At 53.2% G+C, this 19,505-nt stretch carries 24 protein-coding genes and 1 pseudogene; 11 read left to right on the forward strand and 14 right to left on the reverse strand.

All coding sequences use genetic code 11. The features are described 5' to 3' along the window. The first annotated feature begins 7 nt into the window (after positions 1-7). Positions 8-403 (forward strand): hypothetical protein, encoded by a 396-nt coding sequence (locus JWZ98_RS18780; RefSeq protein WP_033159164.1) that lies wholly within the window; start codon positions 8-10, stop codon positions 401-403. Between the two features lie 108 nt (positions 404-511). Here the strand turns inward: JWZ98_RS18780 and JWZ98_RS23465 are convergent, their stop codons facing one another. The 14 genes and pseudogenes from JWZ98_RS23465 to rpmH all read right to left on the reverse strand — a co-directional run bounded on the left by JWZ98_RS23465 (position 512) and on the right by rpmH (position 10,828). After that, a complete protein-coding gene (locus JWZ98_RS23465) occupies positions 512-634 on the reverse strand; it encodes a hypothetical protein (protein ID WP_275899139.1) in 123 nt (40 codons plus the stop codon). Positions 635-639: 5 nt separating this feature from the next. Next, positions 640-1,950 (reverse strand): type I restriction endonuclease subunit R, encoded by a 1,311-nt coding sequence (locus JWZ98_RS23295; protein ID WP_240348107.1) that lies wholly within the window; start codon positions 1,948-1,950, stop codon positions 640-642. A gap of 12 nt (positions 1,951-1,962) precedes the next feature. Further along, the gene (locus JWZ98_RS23300; RefSeq protein WP_240348108.1) at positions 1,963-2,994 is read right to left on the reverse strand and encodes a DEAD/DEAH box helicase family protein; all 1,032 of its coding nucleotides are present in this window, start codon (positions 2,992-2,994) and stop codon (positions 1,963-1,965) included. Positions 2,995-3,163: 169 nt separating this feature from the next. Then, on the reverse strand, positions 3,164-3,487 hold the full coding sequence (locus JWZ98_RS18790; protein WP_205451339.1) for a type II toxin-antitoxin system PemK/MazF family toxin: 324 nt from the start codon (positions 3,485-3,487) through the stop codon (positions 3,164-3,166). After that, on the reverse strand, positions 3,484-3,696 hold the full coding sequence (locus JWZ98_RS18795) for an antitoxin MazE family protein (RefSeq protein ID WP_205451340.1): 213 nt from the start codon (positions 3,694-3,696) through the stop codon (positions 3,484-3,486). Before JWZ98_RS18795 ends, JWZ98_RS18790 begins: the two co-directional genes overlap by 4 nt. Before the next feature lie 74 nt (positions 3,697-3,770). Continuing rightward, positions 3,771-4,334 (reverse strand): restriction endonuclease subunit S, encoded by a 564-nt coding sequence (locus tag JWZ98_RS18800; protein ID WP_205454495.1) that lies wholly within the window; start codon positions 4,332-4,334, stop codon positions 3,771-3,773. Beyond that, positions 4,232-4,969 carry a restriction endonuclease subunit S gene (locus JWZ98_RS18805; RefSeq protein ID WP_205451341.1) on the reverse strand — a complete coding sequence of 246 codons (738 nt, stop codon included), beginning with the start codon at positions 4,967-4,969 and terminating at the stop codon, positions 4,232-4,234. The genes JWZ98_RS18800 and JWZ98_RS18805 overlap by 103 nt, the downstream gene beginning before the upstream one ends. 171 nt (positions 4,970-5,140) lie before the next feature. Continuing rightward, positions 5,141-5,539 carry a GIY-YIG nuclease family protein gene (locus JWZ98_RS18810; RefSeq protein ID WP_205451342.1) on the reverse strand — a complete coding sequence of 133 codons (399 nt, stop codon included), beginning with the start codon at positions 5,537-5,539 and terminating at the stop codon, positions 5,141-5,143. Next, positions 5,536-6,990, reverse strand: a pseudogene (locus JWZ98_RS18815) (N-6 DNA methylase). Before JWZ98_RS18815 ends, JWZ98_RS18810 begins: the two are co-directional and overlap by 4 nt. A 55-nt stretch (positions 6,991-7,045) precedes the next feature. Next, positions 7,046-8,386 carry a tRNA uridine-5-carboxymethylaminomethyl(34) synthesis GTPase MnmE gene (gene mnmE / locus JWZ98_RS18820; RefSeq protein WP_205451343.1) on the reverse strand — a complete coding sequence of 447 codons (1,341 nt, stop codon included), beginning with the start codon at positions 8,384-8,386 and terminating at the stop codon, positions 7,046-7,048. Beyond that, positions 8,386-10,116: a membrane protein insertase YidC gene (yidC, locus tag JWZ98_RS18825; protein WP_205451344.1), complete on the reverse strand. Its 1,731-nt coding sequence runs from the start codon at positions 10,114-10,116 to the stop codon at positions 8,386-8,388. Before yidC ends, mnmE begins: the two co-directional genes overlap by 1 nt. 2 nt (positions 10,117-10,118) lie before the next feature. Then, entirely contained in the window at positions 10,119-10,343 is a 225-nt protein-coding gene (gene yidD, locus JWZ98_RS18830; protein ID WP_081733834.1) for a membrane protein insertion efficiency factor YidD, read from the reverse strand. Continuing rightward, positions 10,325-10,693 carry a ribonuclease P protein component gene (rnpA, locus tag JWZ98_RS18835; protein WP_205451345.1) on the reverse strand — a complete coding sequence of 123 codons (369 nt, stop codon included), beginning with the start codon at positions 10,691-10,693 and terminating at the stop codon, positions 10,325-10,327. The genes yidD and rnpA overlap by 19 nt, the downstream gene beginning before the upstream one ends. After that, positions 10,694-10,828: a 50S ribosomal protein L34 gene (rpmH, locus tag JWZ98_RS18840; RefSeq protein ID WP_020483365.1), complete on the reverse strand. Its 135-nt coding sequence runs from the start codon at positions 10,826-10,828 to the stop codon at positions 10,694-10,696. A gap of 161 nt (positions 10,829-10,989) precedes the next feature. Between rpmH and JWZ98_RS18845 the strand changes: the two genes are divergently transcribed. The 10 genes from JWZ98_RS18845 to JWZ98_RS18890 all read left to right on the forward strand — a co-directional run bounded on the left by JWZ98_RS18845 (position 10,990) and on the right by JWZ98_RS18890 (position 19,473). After that, positions 10,990-11,382, forward strand: coding sequence for a glycine zipper family protein (locus tag JWZ98_RS18845; protein WP_171697561.1), 393 nt, complete (start codon positions 10,990-10,992; stop codon positions 11,380-11,382). A 22-nt stretch (positions 11,383-11,404) separates the two neighbouring features. Further along, a complete protein-coding gene (locus JWZ98_RS18850) occupies positions 11,405-12,448 on the forward strand; it encodes an inorganic phosphate transporter (protein WP_240348109.1) in 1,044 nt (347 codons plus the stop codon). A gap of 5 nt (positions 12,449-12,453) precedes the next feature. Continuing rightward, positions 12,454-13,095 carry a DUF47 family protein gene (locus JWZ98_RS18855; protein WP_171697559.1) on the forward strand — a complete coding sequence of 214 codons (642 nt, stop codon included), beginning with the start codon at positions 12,454-12,456 and terminating at the stop codon, positions 13,093-13,095. Between the two features lie 174 nt (positions 13,096-13,269). Then, a complete protein-coding gene (locus JWZ98_RS18860) occupies positions 13,270-13,878 on the forward strand; it encodes a glutathione S-transferase N-terminal domain-containing protein (protein ID WP_211555157.1) in 609 nt (202 codons plus the stop codon). Beyond that, positions 13,875-14,258 carry a ClpXP protease specificity-enhancing factor gene (locus JWZ98_RS18865; protein WP_205451346.1) on the forward strand — a complete coding sequence of 128 codons (384 nt, stop codon included), beginning with the start codon at positions 13,875-13,877 and terminating at the stop codon, positions 14,256-14,258. Before JWZ98_RS18860 ends, JWZ98_RS18865 begins: the two co-directional genes overlap by 4 nt. Positions 14,259-14,449: 191 nt before the next feature. Beyond that, positions 14,450-14,827: a 4a-hydroxytetrahydrobiopterin dehydratase gene (locus JWZ98_RS18870; RefSeq protein ID WP_205451347.1), complete on the forward strand. Its 378-nt coding sequence runs from the start codon at positions 14,450-14,452 to the stop codon at positions 14,825-14,827. A gap of 9 nt (positions 14,828-14,836) precedes the next feature. Then, positions 14,837-16,096, forward strand: coding sequence for a formylmethanofuran dehydrogenase subunit B (locus tag JWZ98_RS18875; RefSeq protein WP_205451348.1), 1,260 nt, complete (start codon positions 14,837-14,839; stop codon positions 16,094-16,096). Between the two features lie 10 nt (positions 16,097-16,106). Beyond that, on the forward strand, positions 16,107-17,771 hold the full coding sequence (locus tag JWZ98_RS18880) for a formylmethanofuran dehydrogenase subunit A (RefSeq protein WP_205451349.1): 1,665 nt from the start codon (positions 16,107-16,109) through the stop codon (positions 17,769-17,771). Beyond that, positions 17,768-18,664, forward strand: a complete 897-nt coding sequence (fhcD, locus tag JWZ98_RS18885; protein WP_192393120.1) for a formylmethanofuran--tetrahydromethanopterin N-formyltransferase — start codon at positions 17,768-17,770, stop codon at positions 18,662-18,664. Before JWZ98_RS18880 ends, fhcD begins: the two co-directional genes overlap by 4 nt. Beyond that, positions 18,661-19,473, forward strand: a complete 813-nt coding sequence (locus JWZ98_RS18890) for a formylmethanofuran dehydrogenase subunit C (protein WP_205451350.1) — start codon at positions 18,661-18,663, stop codon at positions 19,471-19,473. The genes fhcD and JWZ98_RS18890 overlap by 4 nt, the downstream gene beginning before the upstream one ends. Positions 19,474-19,505: the final 32 nt, after the last annotated feature.

The following is a 19,505-nucleotide window of genomic DNA, read 5'->3' on the forward strand; positions in this document are numbered from 1 at the left end:
GCCCGCCATGAGTTTTAAATCCAGCTTAATCCGTTTCGTCATCAAATTAACCCCCAACGCGCTGATCATTTGGGGGGCGAACATCATCATGAAAGGCATCGCCGAGTTGACCCAGTTCAACTTCGATCTCGATGCCAGGAAAGTGTATGTGCAGACCCGGCTATATGGCGAGGAACACACCATAGAAGTGACCCTGGAAGATTTTGCGGTATTCAACGACGGCGAGTCCTACCGTTTCATCATTCACCACGCCAGCTCCGACCGGCCTTGGCTGAACAACATCCTGGCCAAATTCACCGGCAAAGCCTGGAAAATTCCGACCCTGCCGCTGTTTGCCGCGCAATTGGAATTGGTTGCCGAAGTCTTTAGCGCCAAACCGGTGGTATTGGAGCAAATCGATTAATTTGCGCTGGGCCAAACCGAGCTATTAACCCGGCTGTTAACTTAAGAAACTAACCGTTCGTCCTGAGCACGGTCGAAGGGCGAACCATGCGCATTTTGCCGACAATGCTCAGCCCACCGCCTGCCGATACAAAAACTTCTGAAAACCGCTGAACACCTGGCCTATCTGCTCGGGCTTACCCAAACCCGCTACCGCATCGGCGATGGAATTTTGATATTTAAGCTTCAACAATTGCTTTAAATTGGCCTGGTCCAATTCATCGCCCCCACGCTGACATAGTGGCCCAACACAAAATCCAGAAAAGCCTGTTGCCGGTAATTAAAATGTCGGCCGATTTCGACTTTGGCCGTACCGGCGCGTTGTTCTCGGCTGATCGGCGTTAACGCATACGCCACGAAAGCCAGCACATCGAACAAATCGCTGTTTTCGGCGGCTATGATTTTTTGCATTTCCGTCAATTGATCTTTACCGAAACCTTGGTCCGCCAAGCCATCCAGTAATTTCTTGCGGGTGTCCGGCTCGCTCCACAGCCCGCGTAATTCGTCTTCGTCTTTGAAAAACTCCGGCAGTTTGCCGAACAGGGCTTCCAGGAACTGAGCTGCCGACATCGGCGTACCGTCCGGATGCCAGAAGCTGGTGACCAGCATGTGCTGAATGGCCCGCCCTTTGCCATCGGCTAACTTCACTTTGGTTTTGTTTTTCTGACGGCAAACACAAGGCGTTTCGCCACACGTCGCACAGGACGGTTGCGGGCACTGGCAAGGTTGCTGACCACAGGTTTTACAGGGCTGGGGAATGGGCTTTTCGCATTGGCAAGGATAACTGCCGCATTTTGCGCAGGCTTCCGGTTCAAGCGGCTCACCCTCCCATTCCGGATCGCTAAAATGGTGGTGGGCGCGCACGAAGTCGTAGATCGTAAAATAATCCTTGCCGTCGTACAGCCGGGTACCGCGACCGATGATCTGCTTGAATTCGATCATGGAATTGACCGGGCGCAGCAACACGATGTTGCGCACATTGCGGGCATCGACGCCGGTCGACAGTTTTTGCGAGGTGGAGAGAATGGTAGGAATGGATTTTTCGTTGTCCTGAAAATCGCGCAGCCATTGCTCGCCCAAGGCGCCGTCGTTGGCGGTGACCCGATGGCAATAATTCGGATCGTTGACTGTCTTTAATTCGTTAATCAAATCCCGGATCAGCAAGGCATGCACTTGGTTGGCGCAAAACACCAAGGTCTTTTCGCGCGGATTGATTTGCGCCAGAAAGATTTCCACCCGCTTTTTCTCGCGCTCGCGGATTTCGATGATTTTCTTGAAATCCTTCTCTTCGTAACGCTTGCCCATCTCAATTTCACCTTCGACCACGGTGTCGTCGCTGGTGAAGACATAATCGTCCAAGCTAATGGCGATCTGTTTGACGCGAAACGGCGTCAGGTAGCCATCGTTGATACCGTCTTTCAGCGAGTAGATAAACACCGATTCGCCGAAGTAGGCGTAGGTATCGACGTTATCTTTGCGCTTGGGCGTCGCGGTCAAACCCAACTGCACGGCGGGCGCAAACTAATCCAGAATCCCGCGCCAGTTGCTCTCGTCGTTTGCGCCGCCGCGATGGCATTCGTCGATGACTATGAAGTCGAAAAAGTCGGGTGGGTATTCGCCAAAGTACGGGATACCTGAGACTTCATTCTCGCGAATGCGGGAATCCAGTGCGGATACCGTTTGATTGGGCTCCCGCCTGCGCGGGAGCGACGATTCACCATTCGACATAAAAGTTTGAAAAATGGTAAAGAAGATATTGCCGTTCTTCGGCACCTTGCCCTTTTTACGAATCTCGTCGGGGGCAATCCGCACCAGGGCATCTTCCGGAAACGCGGAAAAGGCGTTATAACCCTGGTCGGCGAGAATGTTGCGGTCGGCCAGAAACAGGATGCGCGGCCGGCGACTGGGCTGACCGTTGGCACTGAGTTGGTCGAAGCGCCAATCGTTGAGGTTCCAGCGACTGTGGAATAGCTTCCACGCCAATTGGAACGCAATAAAGGTTTTGCCGGTACCAGTGGCCAGCGTCAGCAACACCCGGTCTTTGCCTTCCGCTATCGCCGCCAACACCTTGTCGATGGCAATGTCCTGATAATAGCGGCCTTGAAAGTAACCGCCCCGATCTTCGAACGGCACCGCCGCGAAACGGTCGCGCCAAGCGTTTTGCAAAGCAAAAGTCGCGTTCCACAACTCGTCTGGCGACGGAAACCCGCTCCGTTCGCCTTCCACCCCGGTGTGCATGTCGATGGCGTACACGCCTTGGCCGTTGCTGGCATAACTGAAACGAATCGCCAGCTTCTGCGCGTAATCCTTGGCCTGACCAACGCCCTCGGTCAGCGGTTTGTCCCAGGCTTTGGCTTCCACCACCGCCAGATTGGTGTTGCGGTATTCCAGAACATAATCGGCGGCCAGTGCTTTGCCGCGCTTGCCGTGACCTTCCAGCCGACCCAACGTGATGGAATACTTGCGACGAATCCAGCTACCTTCCACCACGCCCCAACCGGCCGCCGCCAAAGCAGGATCGATGTATTCGGCGCGGGTTTCGGCTTCGTTCATAGCTATCCTTTAGTTCTACTTTGTCAGATTACTAATTAAGCATCGTCATTCCGGCATGGATTGCCGGAATCCAGACTCCATGAACGGATTTAAGCATACCATCCATGGCACTGGATACCCGCGCTTCCCGGCGGGCATGACAGTCTTGAACAAATCTGACAAAGTAGAATTAGGCAAAGCCAAGAAACACCGCCAGCGCCCGATTGACCGACAACAAGGTTTCATCATCGATGCGGCCGATCACCCCGCCAATTTTATTTCGCGCTACCGATTGCGGTTTGTCCACCATGATTTGTGAGGCCAGGCTCAAGCCGGTGCGCTCGTTTGCGGCCACGGCAATCCGAAACAATGGCGCATCGCGCAGTTCGCTGGTGATCGGCAAAATCGTTACCGACGGATGTGCGTCGAACAGATCGGATTGAATCAACAGCGCCGGGCGCGGTTTTCCCAGGTCACCCTGTAAGGCCACCGTCACCAAATCGCCGCGCCTCACTGCCAGCCGTCATGGTCGGCGACTGTCTCCAGCCAATTCAAGGCATCTTGTTCGGCAGCATCATTTTGTATCGATAAGGACTGCCGCCGGCACTCCTCGGCAAAGCCCTCGCGGCGGGTGTCCGGCACCCAAATTTGCAGCGGCCGCAAACCCGCCTCGCGTAAAGCGATGCGATGTTTCTGAACCCGTGCAGAGGTGACTGTGCGCATAACGAACTCCTGGATTAACGTTACATGAAACATCATAGTCGCCCAGCCTTGTTACACGCAACCTGTATTTGCGCTTACAGATTACCGCTGAAGGCTTGGTGCAGCAGGGATTTTTTCAATTCGTCGAGGGCGGCGATTTTTTGTTGGTAGAGGGATTCTAGGCGCTGGGTGTAGGATTCAATTTCTCGGATTTTCTCTACAACAGCATTTTGCTCAACAAACCCCGGCATTCTCAAAACAAGTTCTTTTGCCTTTTCGATTGGTAGATGCTTAACAGTCGCCCCATTTAGCTCTCCAAGCTGATCGGCAATTGCATTCGATCTAAAAGCGTACAAAATGAAGTGCGGATTGGTAGGTGTTTTCTCCCTCATCGAGATAATGTTGCCGTCTTTGTAATAGAACTTGTCGCCTTCTTTTACGACATATCCCACGCTGATCGTTCCCCTTGCTGTAATCAGTATGTCTCCCTGTTGTGGCATGTCGTACTTTGATGCGTAGTCCTGATATTTCTTTTCAGAGATATATGCATTACTAATCACAGTCCCAGACTTTGCAAGTTTGACAATCTCTTTACCGCCATAGAACGGAACTCCGGCAGCAGTCCATTCCGTTTCCAGAATGCGTTTGCTTGATCCGATGTCAAAAACTTCGCCGAGGCGACGCGCCCCCCCTCACCCCGCTGACTAAACACCGCTTGTAAATGACTCTCAAACAAAGCCCGCGCATTTTGTATGTTTCGTTCGGCGTTGGTATTGGCGGTGGCGATGCCGTCAAGCGCTTCGTCGAGGATGGCGAGGATACGATGCTGTTCGGGGAGTGGTGGGACTGGAAGCAAAACACGACTCGCAAGCTCAATGTTCAGATTCCGGACTGTTGAACCCGCCGCTAACCTATCAAACTGATCAAAAACAACCGGAGAACTCAATAGGTGATAAAGGAAGCTTTGATCAAAGTATTGCTCATAGTCAGACAAGACAAACCAACCGTCGTGGATGCAACCTGTCGATTGCATGATGTATGGTCTACCAAAGCTCATCGAGTTTGAAAGCAAGAAGTCGCCGGGTTTTACAAGTCTTGATCGGGACACACCAGTCGGCTTGATCTTTTCCTTGGTCTCAAAAATGAATTTTCCTCTAGCAGTGGCGTCGCTGATTTTTACCCAATTCACTCCATCAGGGGCATCTGTCAGGAGTTCCTGAATTGGTCTTGGAGAACCTCCTCTCGCAATTTGGCATTTATCTCCTAGAGTTTTGGTCTTCCAGTCCTCCTTCACAACAGCCCCCGAATTCGTTCCAACACCTCCGCACTCCCCAATGCGTCATTCCCGCTAATGCGGGAACGACGGGGTGTAGGGTGTTTGGATGGAATACTGAGGTTGTTAAAGCCTTAATAAAGCCAATGGGCCGGCACGCAAACCACAAATGCATCAACTTAGAATTTTTGTTCATGCGTCATCGTTAACTGATTCGTCATTCCCGCGACTGCGGGAATCCAGGTGATTGCCCAGCCCTCGCTTGGTTCCCGCATGCGCGGGAACGACGGGAAGCGGTGCTTGGCCGTTGATTTGCGACCATAGATCGAGCCAATTGGGATTGAAGGCTTCGATGGTTTTTAGTTTCCACTCGCGTCGCCATTTTTTCAGGGCCTTTTCCCTACTAATCGCAGACTCCATCGTATCGTGTTGTTCATACCAGACTAGCATTTTGACGTTGTACTGTTTGGTAAAGCCCTCAGCCAAGCCTTCACGATGCTCCCAAATACGTTTGATTAAATCTGACGTGACACCAATGTATAAGGTGCCGTTACGTTGACTGGCGAGTATATAGACACAGGGATTTTTCATAGTAACGTTCTGATCCTTTCCAACACCCAGGCACTCTCCGCATCCAGTGCCGCAATCTCGTTCATGATGTCCTCCGGACTGCGGTGGACAACTTCCTCTCCGCCATTGGGATTTTTCACCGACAGGTCGTAGGTTGTCGAGTCGATGGCCGACACGTCCAGCGTCCAGCTTTTCGGCGAGTCGGCCTTGGTTTGTTGCAATTCGATGAACTCAGCCAAGTCGGCATCATTCAGCGGGTTGGTTTTGCCCATATTGCGGCCAGGGTCGAGCTGGTAGTACCAGACTTTCCGTGTGGGCGCGCCTTTCTCGAAGAACAGCACCACGGTTTTGACTCCGGCACCCTGAAACGTGCCGCCGGGGCAATCCAGCACGGTGTGCAGGTTACAGCTTTCCAGCAGCAGTTTGCGTAAAGATACCGAAGCGTTGTCGGTGTTGGACAAAAAGGTGTTTTTGATCACCACGCCGGCCCGGCCACCGGCTTTGAGCATTTTGATGAAGTGTTGCAAGAACAAAAAGGCGGTTTCGCCGGTGCGGATGGCAAAGTTTTGCTGGACTTCCTTGCGGTCCTTGCCGCCGAACGGCGGATTAGCCAGGATGACGTCGACGCGATCCTTGTCCTGAATGTCGGACAGGTTTTCCGCCGGGGTGTTGGTGTGGACAATGTTGCGTGCTTCGATGCCGTGCAGGATCATGTTCATGATTGCAATGACATAGGCCAGCGATTTCTTTTCCTTGCCCTAAAAGCTGCGGGTTTGCAGCGTTTGCAAATCGGCGGTCGTGAGGTTGCCTTGGCTGGTCAGGTAATCGTAAGCTTCGCATAAAAAAACGGCCGAACCGACCGCGCCGTCGTAGATGCGTTCGCCGATTTTGGGCTGGGTGACTTTGACGATGGCCCGAATCAAAGGCCTGGGTGTGTAATATTCGCCGCCGTTGCGCCCGGCGTTGCCCATGTTTTTGATTTTGGCTTCGTAGAGGTGCGACAGCTCGTGTTTTTCGGTTTGCGAGCGGAAACACAGCTCGTCGATGTGGTCGATGATTTCGCGCAAATTGTAGCCGCTGTGAATCTTGTTCTTAATCTCGCCGAAGATTTCGCCGATCTTGTATTCCAGCGTGTTGGGACCGCTGGCGCGTTGCTTGAAGGCGTGCAGATAAGGGAATAGTTTGTGGTCGACAAAGTCGCGCAAGTCGTCACCGGTCAGCGCGGTATTGTGGTCGAGCTTGCCGTCGGCGGTTTTCGGCGCCGCCCAGCTTTCCCAGCGATAAGGTTGGTTGAGAATATAGCGGTAGCCAAGGCCTTCCAGTTCCGCTTCCATGGCTCTGTCTTGTTCCAAGCCGTCCAGGTATTTTAAAAACAGCAGCCAGGAGGTTTGTTCGGTGTAATCCAGTTCGCTGGCACAACCGGCTTCCTTGCGGAGAATGTCGTCGATATTTTTGAAGGCTTGTTCGAACATGGAGTCCTTGTTTCGCTTGGCGGGCAGGCCGCGCTTTGTTGCGTGCTAGCGGCGGCTATTTACCAATGCAAAAACTGGAGAAAATCTCGCCTAGTAGATCGTCGGAGGTAAATTCGCCGGTGATGGCGGATAAGCTGGTTTGCGCCTGGCGCAATTCTTCCGCGACCAGTTCGTGCGCTTGATGCAGCAATTGCTCGGCGGCACGGTCCACGGCTTGCGCGGCAAGTTGCAAGGCCTGGATGTGGCGGGTTCTGGCGACAAATACGTTATCCACGCTTTCCGTAAAACCCATGCTTTGTTTCAGGTGTTGGCGCAGCAAATCCAGACCAAGTTTATGTTTGATGGACAAATGGATTTCGGTGCTTTGCTGAGTTTCTATGACCCTGGGTTGACCGCCGATCAGATCGATTTTATTGAAAACTTTGGTGACCGCAATATTGGCCGGCAGGCTGGCATCCAAGCTGGCACTGTCCGGGTCGGTGCTGTCTATCAACAATAAAATCCGGTCGGCCTTGGCAATTTCCTGGCGGGCACGGCGGATACCTTCCTGCTCGACCGGGTTATCGCTGTCGTGCAAGCCCGCGGTGTCGATGACATGCAAGGGCATGCCATCCAGTTGGATGCGTTCGCGTAATACGTCGCGGGTGGTGCCGGCGATGTCGGTGACAATCGCCGCGTCGTGACCGGCCAAGGCGTTTAGCAAACTGGATTTCCCGGCATTGGGCTTGCCGGCCAATACCACGGTCATACCGTCGTGTAACAGTCGGCCTTGCTGGGCGGTTTTGCCAATGTCGGTAAGCTTGCCTTGCAAGCGTGCTATGCGCCCCGCCACCACACCGTCGCCCAGGAAGTCGATTTCTTCATCGACAAAATCGATGGCCGCTTCGATAAACACCCGCAGCTCGATCAGTTCGTCGATCAGTTCGTTGATTTGTTCGGAAAACACGCCCTGCATGGATTGCTGCGCAGAGCGCACGGCTTGTTCGGTGCCGCTACTGATCAGGTCGGCTATCGCTTCGGCTTGCGCCAGATCAATTTTGTTGTTTAGGAAAGCTCTTTGACTAAATTCACCGGGGTTAGCCAAGCGCGCGCCCAATTCCAACACCCGCCGCAACAGCATATCCAGCACCACGCTGCCGCCGTGGCCTTGCAGTTCGATAACCTGTTCGCCGGTAAATGAAGCCGGTGCGGCAAAATACAGCAGCAAGCCGCTGTCGATTACTCGGCCATCGGTATCAAGGAAGCTAGCAAATTGGGCGTAGCGGGGTTTGGGTAGGGTTTTGCCGGTGAGGCTTTGGGCGATGCCGGGCGCGGATGGCCCGGAGATGCGAATGACGCCGACGCCGCCGTTACCGGGCGGCGTGGCAATGGCGGCTATGGTGTCGCCGCCCAGCATTAAGGTACTACGCTATGCTTGTGCGCATCCTCTTCAAGCACGTGTTTAGTGATATACCACTGCTGGATGATCGACAAGCTGTTGTTGCAGATCCAGTACAGTACCAAACCGGACGGGAAGAACAGGAAGAACACGGTGAACACGATAGGGAACATTTTCATCACCTGGGCTTGCAGCGGATCGATAGGCGCCGGATTCAAGCTTTGCTGAATCTTCATGGTGATGCCGTACAAAATCGGCAGCAGATAGAACGGGTCTTGCGCCGACAAGTCCTGAATCCACAAGGCGAAATCGGCCTGACGCACTTCGACGGTCTCAATCAATACCCAGTACAAAGAGATGAATACCGGAATCTGCACCATAATCGGCAAGCAACCGCCCAAAGGATTGACCTTTTCTTTTTTGTACATCGCCATCATTTCGGTGTTGAATTTCTGGCGGTCTTCACCATAACGCTCTTGCAGTTCTTTCAGGCGCGGCTGAATCTTGCGCATTTTGGCCATCGACTGAAAGCTGGCTTTCGACAGTTTAAAGAACAAGGCCTTGATGACAAAGGTGACGCCCAGAATCGCCACGCCCCAATTTTCGACATAACCGTAGATTTGGTTAAGTAGCCAATAAATACCTTTGGCGATTGGCGTCAACCAGCTGTAATCGACGGCGAGTTCCAGACCTGGCGCCAAAGCTTCCATGATTGGCTGAATTTTCGGACCTGCAAACAACTGACTGCTAAACACGGCTTCGCCATTGGCTGGAACCGTCAAATCGGGGGATAAGGAACCGACCTGGAAACGGGCATCCTTCAGATCGTTGGTGTAAAACTGGGCGTCCTGATCGGCTGGTGGAATCCAGGCCGCGGCAAAATAATGTTGGATCATGCCACTCCAACCGCCTTTGCTGTGCACATTTTCCTTGGCTTTGACGTCGTACTTGTCATCCGCCATATCTTCAAATTTGATTTTTTGGAATTTGTCTTTTTCGGTGTAAACCACGCCGCCGGAGAATGTCCGAATAAAGCTGTTGTTGCTTTTGTCGCTGTACTGGGTTCTCACCAGTTGGTTGTACTGCTTGCCGGACCAGTCCTGTGCGGAATGGTTGCTGACCTTTTGCTCCAGACCCACGGCATAATTGCCGCGTTTGAAGGTGTATGTTTTGGTAACCGTCAATCCCTGCGGATTAGTCCAGGTCAGGGGGATTCTCAGCTCGTCCTGCCCATCAAGCAACTGATATTCGGTTTTTTCGGCGGTGAACAGACTTTTATGATCGGGGGCAGCCAAGGAATTGGCATTGGCAATCAGGCCGCTTTGGGCAAGGTACAGGCTGTCGGGATTGCTGTCGAACAACCGAATCGGATTTAGGTTTTTCTCCGGAGGCGTCATGCCGATCAGGGCATAAGCTTTGTCGACTACGGTGTTGATTTTCTCGTGCGGGTATTTCAACAAATCCAGATTGCGTAATGTGCCGCCCTGAGGATCAATTTCCAGCTCGAACACATCGGTTTTGACTTTGATAACATTTTCAGCAGCTACTTGGGCGACAGTCGGCACCGCAGCAGCTCGGGCATCTCCAGCCGTTTGTCCGGGGGACACTGTTGCTGCATCACCAGCCAATACGGGTTTATCAGAAACCAGGGCCTGCGGCTTGGGGCCGTAATCGATCTGCCACGATTCCCACAGCATGTAGGAGATCATCAACATCGCCATGACCAGTACAAATCTTATGTTATCCATTGTTATTTACTCAATTTTTCCGGAACAGGATCAATGCCACCCTCATGAAACGGGTGGCATTTTAATAAGCGTCGAAGCGTGAGGTAAGAGCCTTTGAAAGCACCATGAATCTGGATTGCCTCTAAGCCATAACTTGAACAGCTGGGATAAAAACGACATCTGGGTCCCAGCAAAGGACTTATGAAGTATTTGTAAACCTTGATCAGGGTTATGAGCAGGAATCGCATCGATCTACCAGTTTATGCCAATGCCTTTCCAATGACTTCCTCAATATCGGCGAGGCTGCATTTGCTGCATCACCTCTTGCCAAAACAACAATATCAATGCCGACGATATGTTGACGCTGTAATCTAAAACTTTCCCTGACAGCCCTTTTTATGCGGTTCCTTGCGACTGCTTTTTTTATAGTTTTTTTTGCGATCGCCAAACCCAGCCGCGGATGCGGCAGGATATTGTTCGTCGCCAACACCGTAAAATATTTATCTGTGGACTTTACGGGATTGGTAAATACTTTTTTATACTCAGCGGGCGTCCCTAGCCGATACTGATCGGGAAAGCCGAAATCTTCCGCCGACAATTAAACCGTCAGCGATGCGCGGCCTTTAGCTCTGCGCGCATTGATCACTTTGCGACCGCCCACAGTAGCCATTCTGGCACGAAAGCCGTGAGTTCTAGCGCGTTTGATTTTGCTGGGTTGATAAGTTCTTTTCATGTGCTACTGCCTTTGGTGATAAAAACGGATAAAAAAGGCTGCGAATCATACGTGACAGGCTTGCCAGTGTCAATTTGACTTGTAAATTTCCAAAACAGTGCAAAATGGACTACTCTCTGGAACACTAACAATGCATTCAGCATTAATGAAGGAGACTTGTCATGCATAAATTACCGCTTAAATCGATTTTAGCAACCAGCCTGTTAGTCGCAGGTTGCGCCACCACCACCGGCTGGACTCCCACGGTGGACACCTATAACGATCCCAATGCGTTCCGTTTGAATCAAGACATGCAGGAATGCGAACAACTGGCTTCGCAGTCGTCCAGCACCGTTAAAGACACTGCCACCGGCGCAGCAGTTGGCGGCTTGATAGGCGCTGCGGGCGGCGCGGCCATTGGCGCGGTAGTCGGCAACCCCGGCACCGGTGCAGCCATTGGTGCAGCGGCCGGCGGTATCGGCGGCGGCGCTCAGCAAGGCATACAAGCCAACGACCGCTACAAAAATGCCTACCGCAACTGCCTGAGACAGCGCGGCCATAACGTCGTCAATTAATCTGCATTAAGCCGTCACTATTTTGGAGGCATTGGTTTCGTTTATCGGTGTTGCGATCATCATTGTGCTGGTATTCGATTACACCAACGGTTTTCATGATGCCTCCAATATCATTGCCAGCGTCATCGCCTCCCGCGCGATGACGCCGGTGCAGGCGGTTTTGGTGGTGGCAATCTTCGAATTCCTGGGGCCGCTGCTAGGCGGAACCGCCGTCGCCAATACAGTCGGCACCCTGCTGGATCTATCCTCCATTCCCAAAGCGGATGCGTTATTAATTGTAGTCTCCGGACTTTTCGCCGCAGTATTCTGGAATTTGTTTACTTGGTGGCGCGGCTTACCATCGTCGTCCTCTCACGCGCTGATGGGCGGTTTGATCGGCGCCACGCTAATCGGCATAGGCAACAAACCCATAGATTGGGGATTCAACGCTTTAAGTGAAGGCCGAATACATGGCTTCAGCAAAATTCTACTAGCTTTATTACTCTCGCCCGTCCTGGGCTTTCTGGTGGGCTTTATCATTCAGCGGCTGACGATGTTCTTATTGCGGTCCGCATCGCCAAGCATTAATCGCCAGCTTCGTAACGCCCAGTGGCTGACCACCGCCGCACTGGCCTTTTCGCACGGCGCCAACGACGCGCAAAAAAGTATGGGCGTATTGACCTTGATTTTGTTACTCAGCGGCGAAATCGACAGCTTTAAAGTGCCCGGCTGGGTCATGCTGTTTTGCGCCAGCGCAATGACAGCAGGCGTGCTGACCGGCGGCTGGCGTATCGTGCGGACCTTAGGTTTTGCCATTTACAAAATCCGCCCAATCCACGCGCTAAACGCACAGATGAGCGCATGCCTAACTATTTTCGGCAGCTCACTACTTGGCGCCCCGGTGTCCACGACGCATGTTGTAGCATCGGCCATCATGGGTATTGGTGCATCTGATCGCCCCAGAGCGGTACGCTGGGGAAAAGCCTTGGAAATTTTGCGAACCTGGCTGATCACCATCCCCGGCGCGGCCATGATCGCCTGCGTCAGTTTTCTGATATTCGACTACTTTCTCAAATACCCGCTGTAATCTTCATGTCATCTCCCAAGCTTTCACTGGCCTCCCGGCTGTTTCAGAGAATATTCCCGAAAACCGCCGACTTCTATCTATTGCTGCACCAACAGTGCCAGCAGGTGTGCGTCACCGTCGATAATCTGGTCCGTTTCATGGCCAGCGAATCAGTCGAAGCCGGCAAGATGTTGAAAGAAGACGAGCACGAAGCCGACCGAATCCGCATGCACAATCTGCACGAACTTAACAGCTCGTTTGCCACACCGATTGATCGCGAAGACATTTATCGCGCCATTGCATCTATGGACAGCATCGTTACCTATTGCAAAAGCACGTATAACGAGATGGAAGCCCTGGAACTGAACCCCGACAGCCATTCGCAAGCGATGGTCATTGAGTTGCAAGTGGGGATCAAAGCACTGGAGCGCGGCTTCGCCGTATTAGGCAAAGCCCCTGCCGAGGCCGAGCAACACGCCTTTGCCGCCCGCCACTCGGAGCGCCGCATCGAGAAGATGTACCGCAAGGCCATCGCCGATTTATTCCAAGGCGATGACTACTTGAATATGTTTAAACAACGCGAACTTTACCGGCATTTGTCCAATGCCGCCGACAAGGTTCATGCCACCGCGAATGTACTGGAAGACATCATCGTCAAACTGGGCTGAATAGTGCGGCAAGCCGTTTAAAATAGCCGGGTGCAGCCCGTTATTTTCAAGGGCAGAATGCGTCCGGCATCGCCCCCAAAAGCCCCAACATCCATGCTACAATCTGCCCCGGTTTAAATCCTGTTACTCAAAGAGGTTCACTTCGTGGCAAACATCACCAGCCGAAAATCCGCAATGACTCTTTTTTCATCACCAGCCTGCATAATGAGCCACTGCGCCAGGCTAGTTGTATACGAAAAAGGCGTGCCAGCGGAAGTTGAGTTTTTCGACCCGAATGACCCGCCGGAAGATCTGCTGGAACTGAACCCCAACGGTAATGCCCCGACTTTCGTGGAACGCGACTTAGTGCTGTACGACGCCCGCATCATCATGGAATATCTGGATGAACGCTTCCCGCACCCCGCCTTGCATCAAATGGACCCGGTCTCCCGCGCCAACGCCCGGATGCTGATCAAACGCATCGATCAGGAGTGGTATCCGCTGCTGGATGACGTGCTGGTCAACGGTGACAAAAAAGCCGCCAAGGCTAAAAAACAACTCCGGGAAAGCTTACTGGCTGCCGCACCGGTATTTGAAGCGACACCGTATTTTATGAGCGACGAGTATTCTTTGATCGATTGTGCGATGGCGCCATTCTTGTGGCGACTTCCCAGCATCGGCATTGATATTGCCGGCCTAGGCAAAGGCATCACCGCCTACGCCAACCGACTTTTCTCCAGACGGGCTTTTCAAGAAAGCCTGAGCCGCGAAGAAAAAGACATGATGCAAGCCCCAAGCAAATGACCCCACTTAAACCCTATCTGATTCGCTCCATCTACGAATGGATCGTCGACAACAGCCTGACCCCCCATCTTTTGGTCAACGCCGACTACCCTGGCGTGACGCTGCCGGGCGACTTCGTGGAAGATGGCCGAATCGTACTGAATATGCGCCCGGAAGCCATTCAAGGTTTGGTGCTCGGCAATGAAGAAATCCAATTCAACGCCCGGTTTGCCGGCAAACCCATGCGCATTATCGCGCCGTGCAAAGCGGTGTTGGCCATCTATGCCAAGGAAAATGGCAAAGGTATGATTTTCGACCCGGAAGAGAATGAGGACGATACCCCGCCGACACCGACAGAACCCAAACCTCCGCAAAAACCGCAACTAAGAGTGGTCAAATAACAAACGCATGCCGAAAAGAATGCCTCTGCGCCGAGGCATTCCCTCAACCCGCCTAAGCAAGCCAGTTAAAAAAAGCCCCCTCCAGTCGCCGACAATTGGCACTGAAATCCAGCCAAACACCTGTACACCTTAAAGACACCGACTAAACTGTGCGATAGAATGCCGAGTCACTTCAATCCCGGGGATAAACGATGTCGCACGATACTGCCAAGGTCTATAGCGAGACCGAAATCGCCGAACGTTTAGCACAGGAACTGCCGCACTGGTATTACGAAAACGGCTGGATCCGCCGCAAAATCAAGACCAGCGGCTGGAAAGCGACTTTAATGGTGGTCAACACCGTCGGCCACTTGGCGGAAAAAGCCTGGCACCACCCGGATTTAACTGTTTCCTACGCATTCGTGATCGTCAAGTTGGTCACGCATTCGGCAAAAGGCATCACCGATAAAGATTTTCTGTTAGCCCAAAAAATTGAGGACGTGTTGATGTGGGATGCGGCAGAAACTTCCGCCGGCATCCTGGAAGGCACGCCCGACGATCCACGATTCAAATATATTAAAAAAGATTGAGGACTTTCCATGACTGAAATAACCGAGGTACCCAGCCCTTTTTGCGGCATGGGTACCGACGACCTGAGCATACAAGTGGACGGCACAACCTTGAAAGTGACCGCAAACGGTTGCTCGGTTAATACACCGGCATTCGAACAAGCCATAGCGGACACCGTGCCGCGCATTGCCGGGCAGGCAGCGAGTTTGGAAGCGGCGACCACTAAAGCTGCGGAATTGCTACGAAACACCCATCAACCTGTGATCGGCGGCTGCGCCACCGACGTCAACGGCATGCGCGCATTGCTGGCTTTAGCCGACAAAAGCGGCGCGGTGGTCGATAACCTCAATTTTAATAACGCACGCCGCAATTTACTGGCTTTGCAAGACTCCGGCTGGATGAATACCACATTAGCCGAACTGAAAAACCGCTGCGATTTATTGCTGATAGTCGGCACCGATCTGGAAGCTTTTGCCCCGCGTTTTTTCGAGAAGTATGTGTGGAATGAGGAAGCCATGTTCCTCGACAACACGGCAAACCGGGAAATTATTTATCTGGGCAAAGCCCCCTCCGGAAACGCCTCGACATCGCCGTCCGGCCAAAAAGCCACCGTTCTAACTTGCGCGGACGCCGATTTACCAGAAGTAACAGCCGCATTGTCGGCCCTGGTTAAAGGCCACTTGTTACACGCACAAAGTGTCGCCGGCATCGCCATTAGCGAGCTACAGCTTATCGCCGACAAACTGAAGGCCGCACAGTATGGTGTCATTCTATGGGGTGCGGCGGCATTGGCATTCGATCAAGCTGAGCTAACCGTGCAAACGCTGTGCAATATCGTTAAAGACCTTAACCAAGCCGGCACCCGCTGCTCCGGTTTTCCGTTGGGCGGCAAGGAAGGCGACCAAACCGCCAACCAAGTCTGCGGCTGGACTACCGGCTACCCCGCGCGCGTCAATTTTGCCCGTGGCTACCCCGAGTACGATCCTTATCTTTACGACAGCCAAACACTGCTAAGTAACGGCGAAGCCGATGCCTTGCTGTGGGTTCAGGCGTTTAACAGCAGTGCACTGCCCCCAAAAACCCACTTACCGACTATCGTCATCGCCCGCTCCGGCATGAAGTTTGAGAAAGAACCGGATGTGTTTATTCCCGTGGGCACGCCCGGCATCGACCACTCCGGCCACGCTTACCGCCTGGACAATGTGGTGGCGATCCGCCTGAAAAAATTGCGCGACTCCGGCCTGCCCAGTACCGCCGAAGTCCTGTCCGCTATCGAACAAGCCCTTTAGGACCAAACACATGTTGATAAAACTTACAGGTGGAACCGTTTACGATCCGGCCAGCGGCATCGACGGACAACAGCAAGACATTTACGTGCAGGACGGCCGCATTATCGATGCGCCTAAAGACGGCAGACCGGTTGACAAAGAATACGATTTGCGCGGCAAAGTAGTGATGTCGGGCGCCATCGACATGCACACCCACATCGGTGGCGGCAAAGGCAACATCGCCCGCACTCTATTGCCGGAAGACCATCGCCAGGACCCGGTGCACCGCACGCCGATTACCCGCTCCGGTAACGGTCACGCGATGCCCAGCACTTACGTGGCCGGCTACCGCTACGCGGAAATGGGTTACACCGCCTGTTTCGAACCTGCGGTATTACCAATCAACGCCCGCCAGGCGCATATGGAAATGGGCGATACGCCGATTGTGGATAAAGGCGGCTATGTCATGTTGGGTAGCGACGACTTCCTATTACGCATGCTGACCGCCAACAAAGATCAAAAAGCCATCAATGATTATGTCGCCTGGACGCTGAACGCCGCCAAAGGCATCGGCATTAAGGTGGTCAACGCCGGCGGCATCAATGCGTTTAAATTCAACCAGCGCAAACTGGATTTGGACGAGAAGAACAGCCATTACGACGTCACGCCCCGACAAATCTTGCAAACCTTAGCTAAAGCGGTGCAAGAACTCGGCATCACTCATCCTTTACATGTGCATGGCTGCAATTTAGGCGTACCGGGCAATCTGGAAACCACCTTAAATACCATCGAAGGCATCGACGGCTTGCCGATGCACTTGACCCATATCCAGTTCCACAGCTACGGTAAAGAAGGCGATTTCAAATTCTCCTCCGGTGCCGCGCAGATCGCCGAGGCAATCAATAGCAATCCGAACATCACCGCCGATGTCGGCCAAATCCTGTTCGGCCAGACCGTCACCGCCTCCGGCGACAACATGCGCCAACACGCCAACCATCGCTTCGCCAGCCCCAATAAATGGGTATGCATGGACATCGAATGCGATGCCGGCTGCGGCGTGGTGCCGTTTAAATACAAGGACCAAAACTTCGTCAACGCCTTGCAATGGGCCATCGGTTTGGAAATCTTCCTGTTGGTCGAAGACCCTTGGCGAATCTTCCTGACCACCGACCACCCGAACGGCGCGCCGTTCACCAGCTATCCGCATTTGATCCGCCTGCTGATGGACCGCAGCTTCCGGAACGACATGCTGGCGACCATCCATCCGGAAGCGCAAAAAATGACCACGCTAGCCTCGATCGAGCGCGAATACACGTTAAACGAAATCGCCATCATGACCCGCGCCGGCGCGGCCCGCATCATCGGCCTAAAAGATCGTGGCGCCTTGAGTGCAGGCAACTGGGCCGACATCACCGTTTACACTGAAAACTCGGACCGCCAGACCATGTTCACCAAACCCGATTACGTGTTCAAGGACGGCGAACTGGTCGTTAAAGACGGCGAGGTGGTGAAAGTCACCTGGGGCACGACCCATATCGTCAAACCGGACTACGATCTATCCATCGAAAAAGACCTCAAACCTTATTTCGACAAATACCTGACCATGAAACTCGGCAACTTTAAAATCAGCGACGACGAAATTAGCGAAGACGGACGCGGCAGCTTGACGGCACATCCGTTGAGAGGTGCAGCATGATCATAAATGGCGTAACCATAGACAAAACCTTCGCCGAAGCCTTCCCGATGAAGGCGACGCGGGCCATCATCACCGCGCAAAACGAAAAATGGGCGATGATTTCCGCGCAAGCGATGACCGGCTTTGCCACTTCGGTAATTGCCTGCGGTTGCGAGGCGGGCATCGAACGAGTGTTGAGTCCGAACGAAACGCCCGACGGACGGCCCGGCGTCGCCATCATGATTTACGCGATGGGCGGCAAAGGTCTGGCCAAACAATTAGAAACCCGCGCCGGCCAATGCGTATTGACCTCGCCAACCTCGGCACTATTTGCCGGCATCGAAGGCGGCAAGCCAATTCCCTTGGGTAAAAACCTGCGTTACTTCGGCGATGGCTTTCAAATTGCAAAAAAGATCGGCGGCAAGCGCTACTGGCGAGTGCCGGTAATGGACGGTGAGTTTCTTACAGAAGCTACCACAGGCATGGTAGATGCGGTCGGCGGCGGCAACTTTCTGGTGTTGGCAGAATCGCAACCACAAGCTTTGGCGGCCTGCGAGGCGGCGATCGAGGAAATGCGCAAAATTCCGAATGTGATTATGCCCTTCCCCGGCGGCGTGGTGCGCTCGGGCTCCAAGGTTGGCTCAAAATACGCCTCATTGGGCGCATCAACAAACGATGCTTTTTGCCCGACTTTAAAAGGTGTGACCAAAACCGATTTGTCGCCGGAAATCGAATCGGTGATGGAGATCGTCATCGACGGCTTGAGCAAAGAAGACATCGACAAGGCTATGCGCGTGGGTATTCAAGCGGTTTGCGATCTGGGCGCGGCTAACGGCATCAAGCGTATCAGCGCCGGCAACTACGGCGGCAAATTGGGACCGTTCCACTTTCATTTGCAGGAGATCATGGCATGAGCGCGTTAACCTTTACCCTGAAACAGCCAACTGACCAGCGTATCGACATGTCGCCGCTGGTTTGTCAAAAGCTGCAAGGTTTGGACGTCGATGCGATTGCCGCCATCGAACTACAGAACGGCAAACGCCGGTTACGGGTTGATGAACTGTTCTACATCACCGGCATGAACACCCAAGAAATCATTATCGCCTATAGCAATAACAAGCTGGACTTCATTGGGAAGGAATTGGACGGCGGCAGCATCAGCGTACAAGGTGATGCCGGTGCATATCTGGGCATGCAAATGAAATCAGGCACTATCAACGTCAGCGGTGACGCGGGTTTGTATGCTGCATGTGAAATGAAAAACGGCTTAATTCAAATCGAAGGCGATGCCGGCGATTTTCTGGGTGGAGCCCTACCAGGTAACAAACAAGGTATGAAAGGCGGCACGGTGCTGGTGAAAGGCAATGTCGGCCAGCGCGCCGGCGACCATATGCGCCGAGGCCAGATTTTGATCGAAGGCAATGCCGGCGATTATTGCGGCTCTCGGATGCTGGCAGGCACTATCGCGGTGATGGGTAACACCGGCCGCTATCTGGGCTATGCGATGCGGCGCGGCACTTTGTTGCTATGGAATCAGCCGCAATTATCAGCGACCTTTAACGACTGCGGCTCCCACACACTGGCCTTCCTGCCCATACTGTTCGCATCGTTCAAATCCTTCAACTCCCGTTTTGCCGACAGTAGTGCGGCGTTTAACCGCGTACAGCGTTACGGCGGCGATATGGCGGAAACCGGACGCGGCGAAGTGCTGGTCCGAATCTAACTCATGGCCGCGTAAACCAGTTACGGTTTGCG

Source organism: Methylomonas sp. EFPC1 (genome assembly GCF_016925515.1).
In the GTDB taxonomy this organism is placed as follows: Bacteria; Pseudomonadota; Gammaproteobacteria; order Methylococcales; family Methylomonadaceae; genus Methylomonas; species Methylomonas defluvii.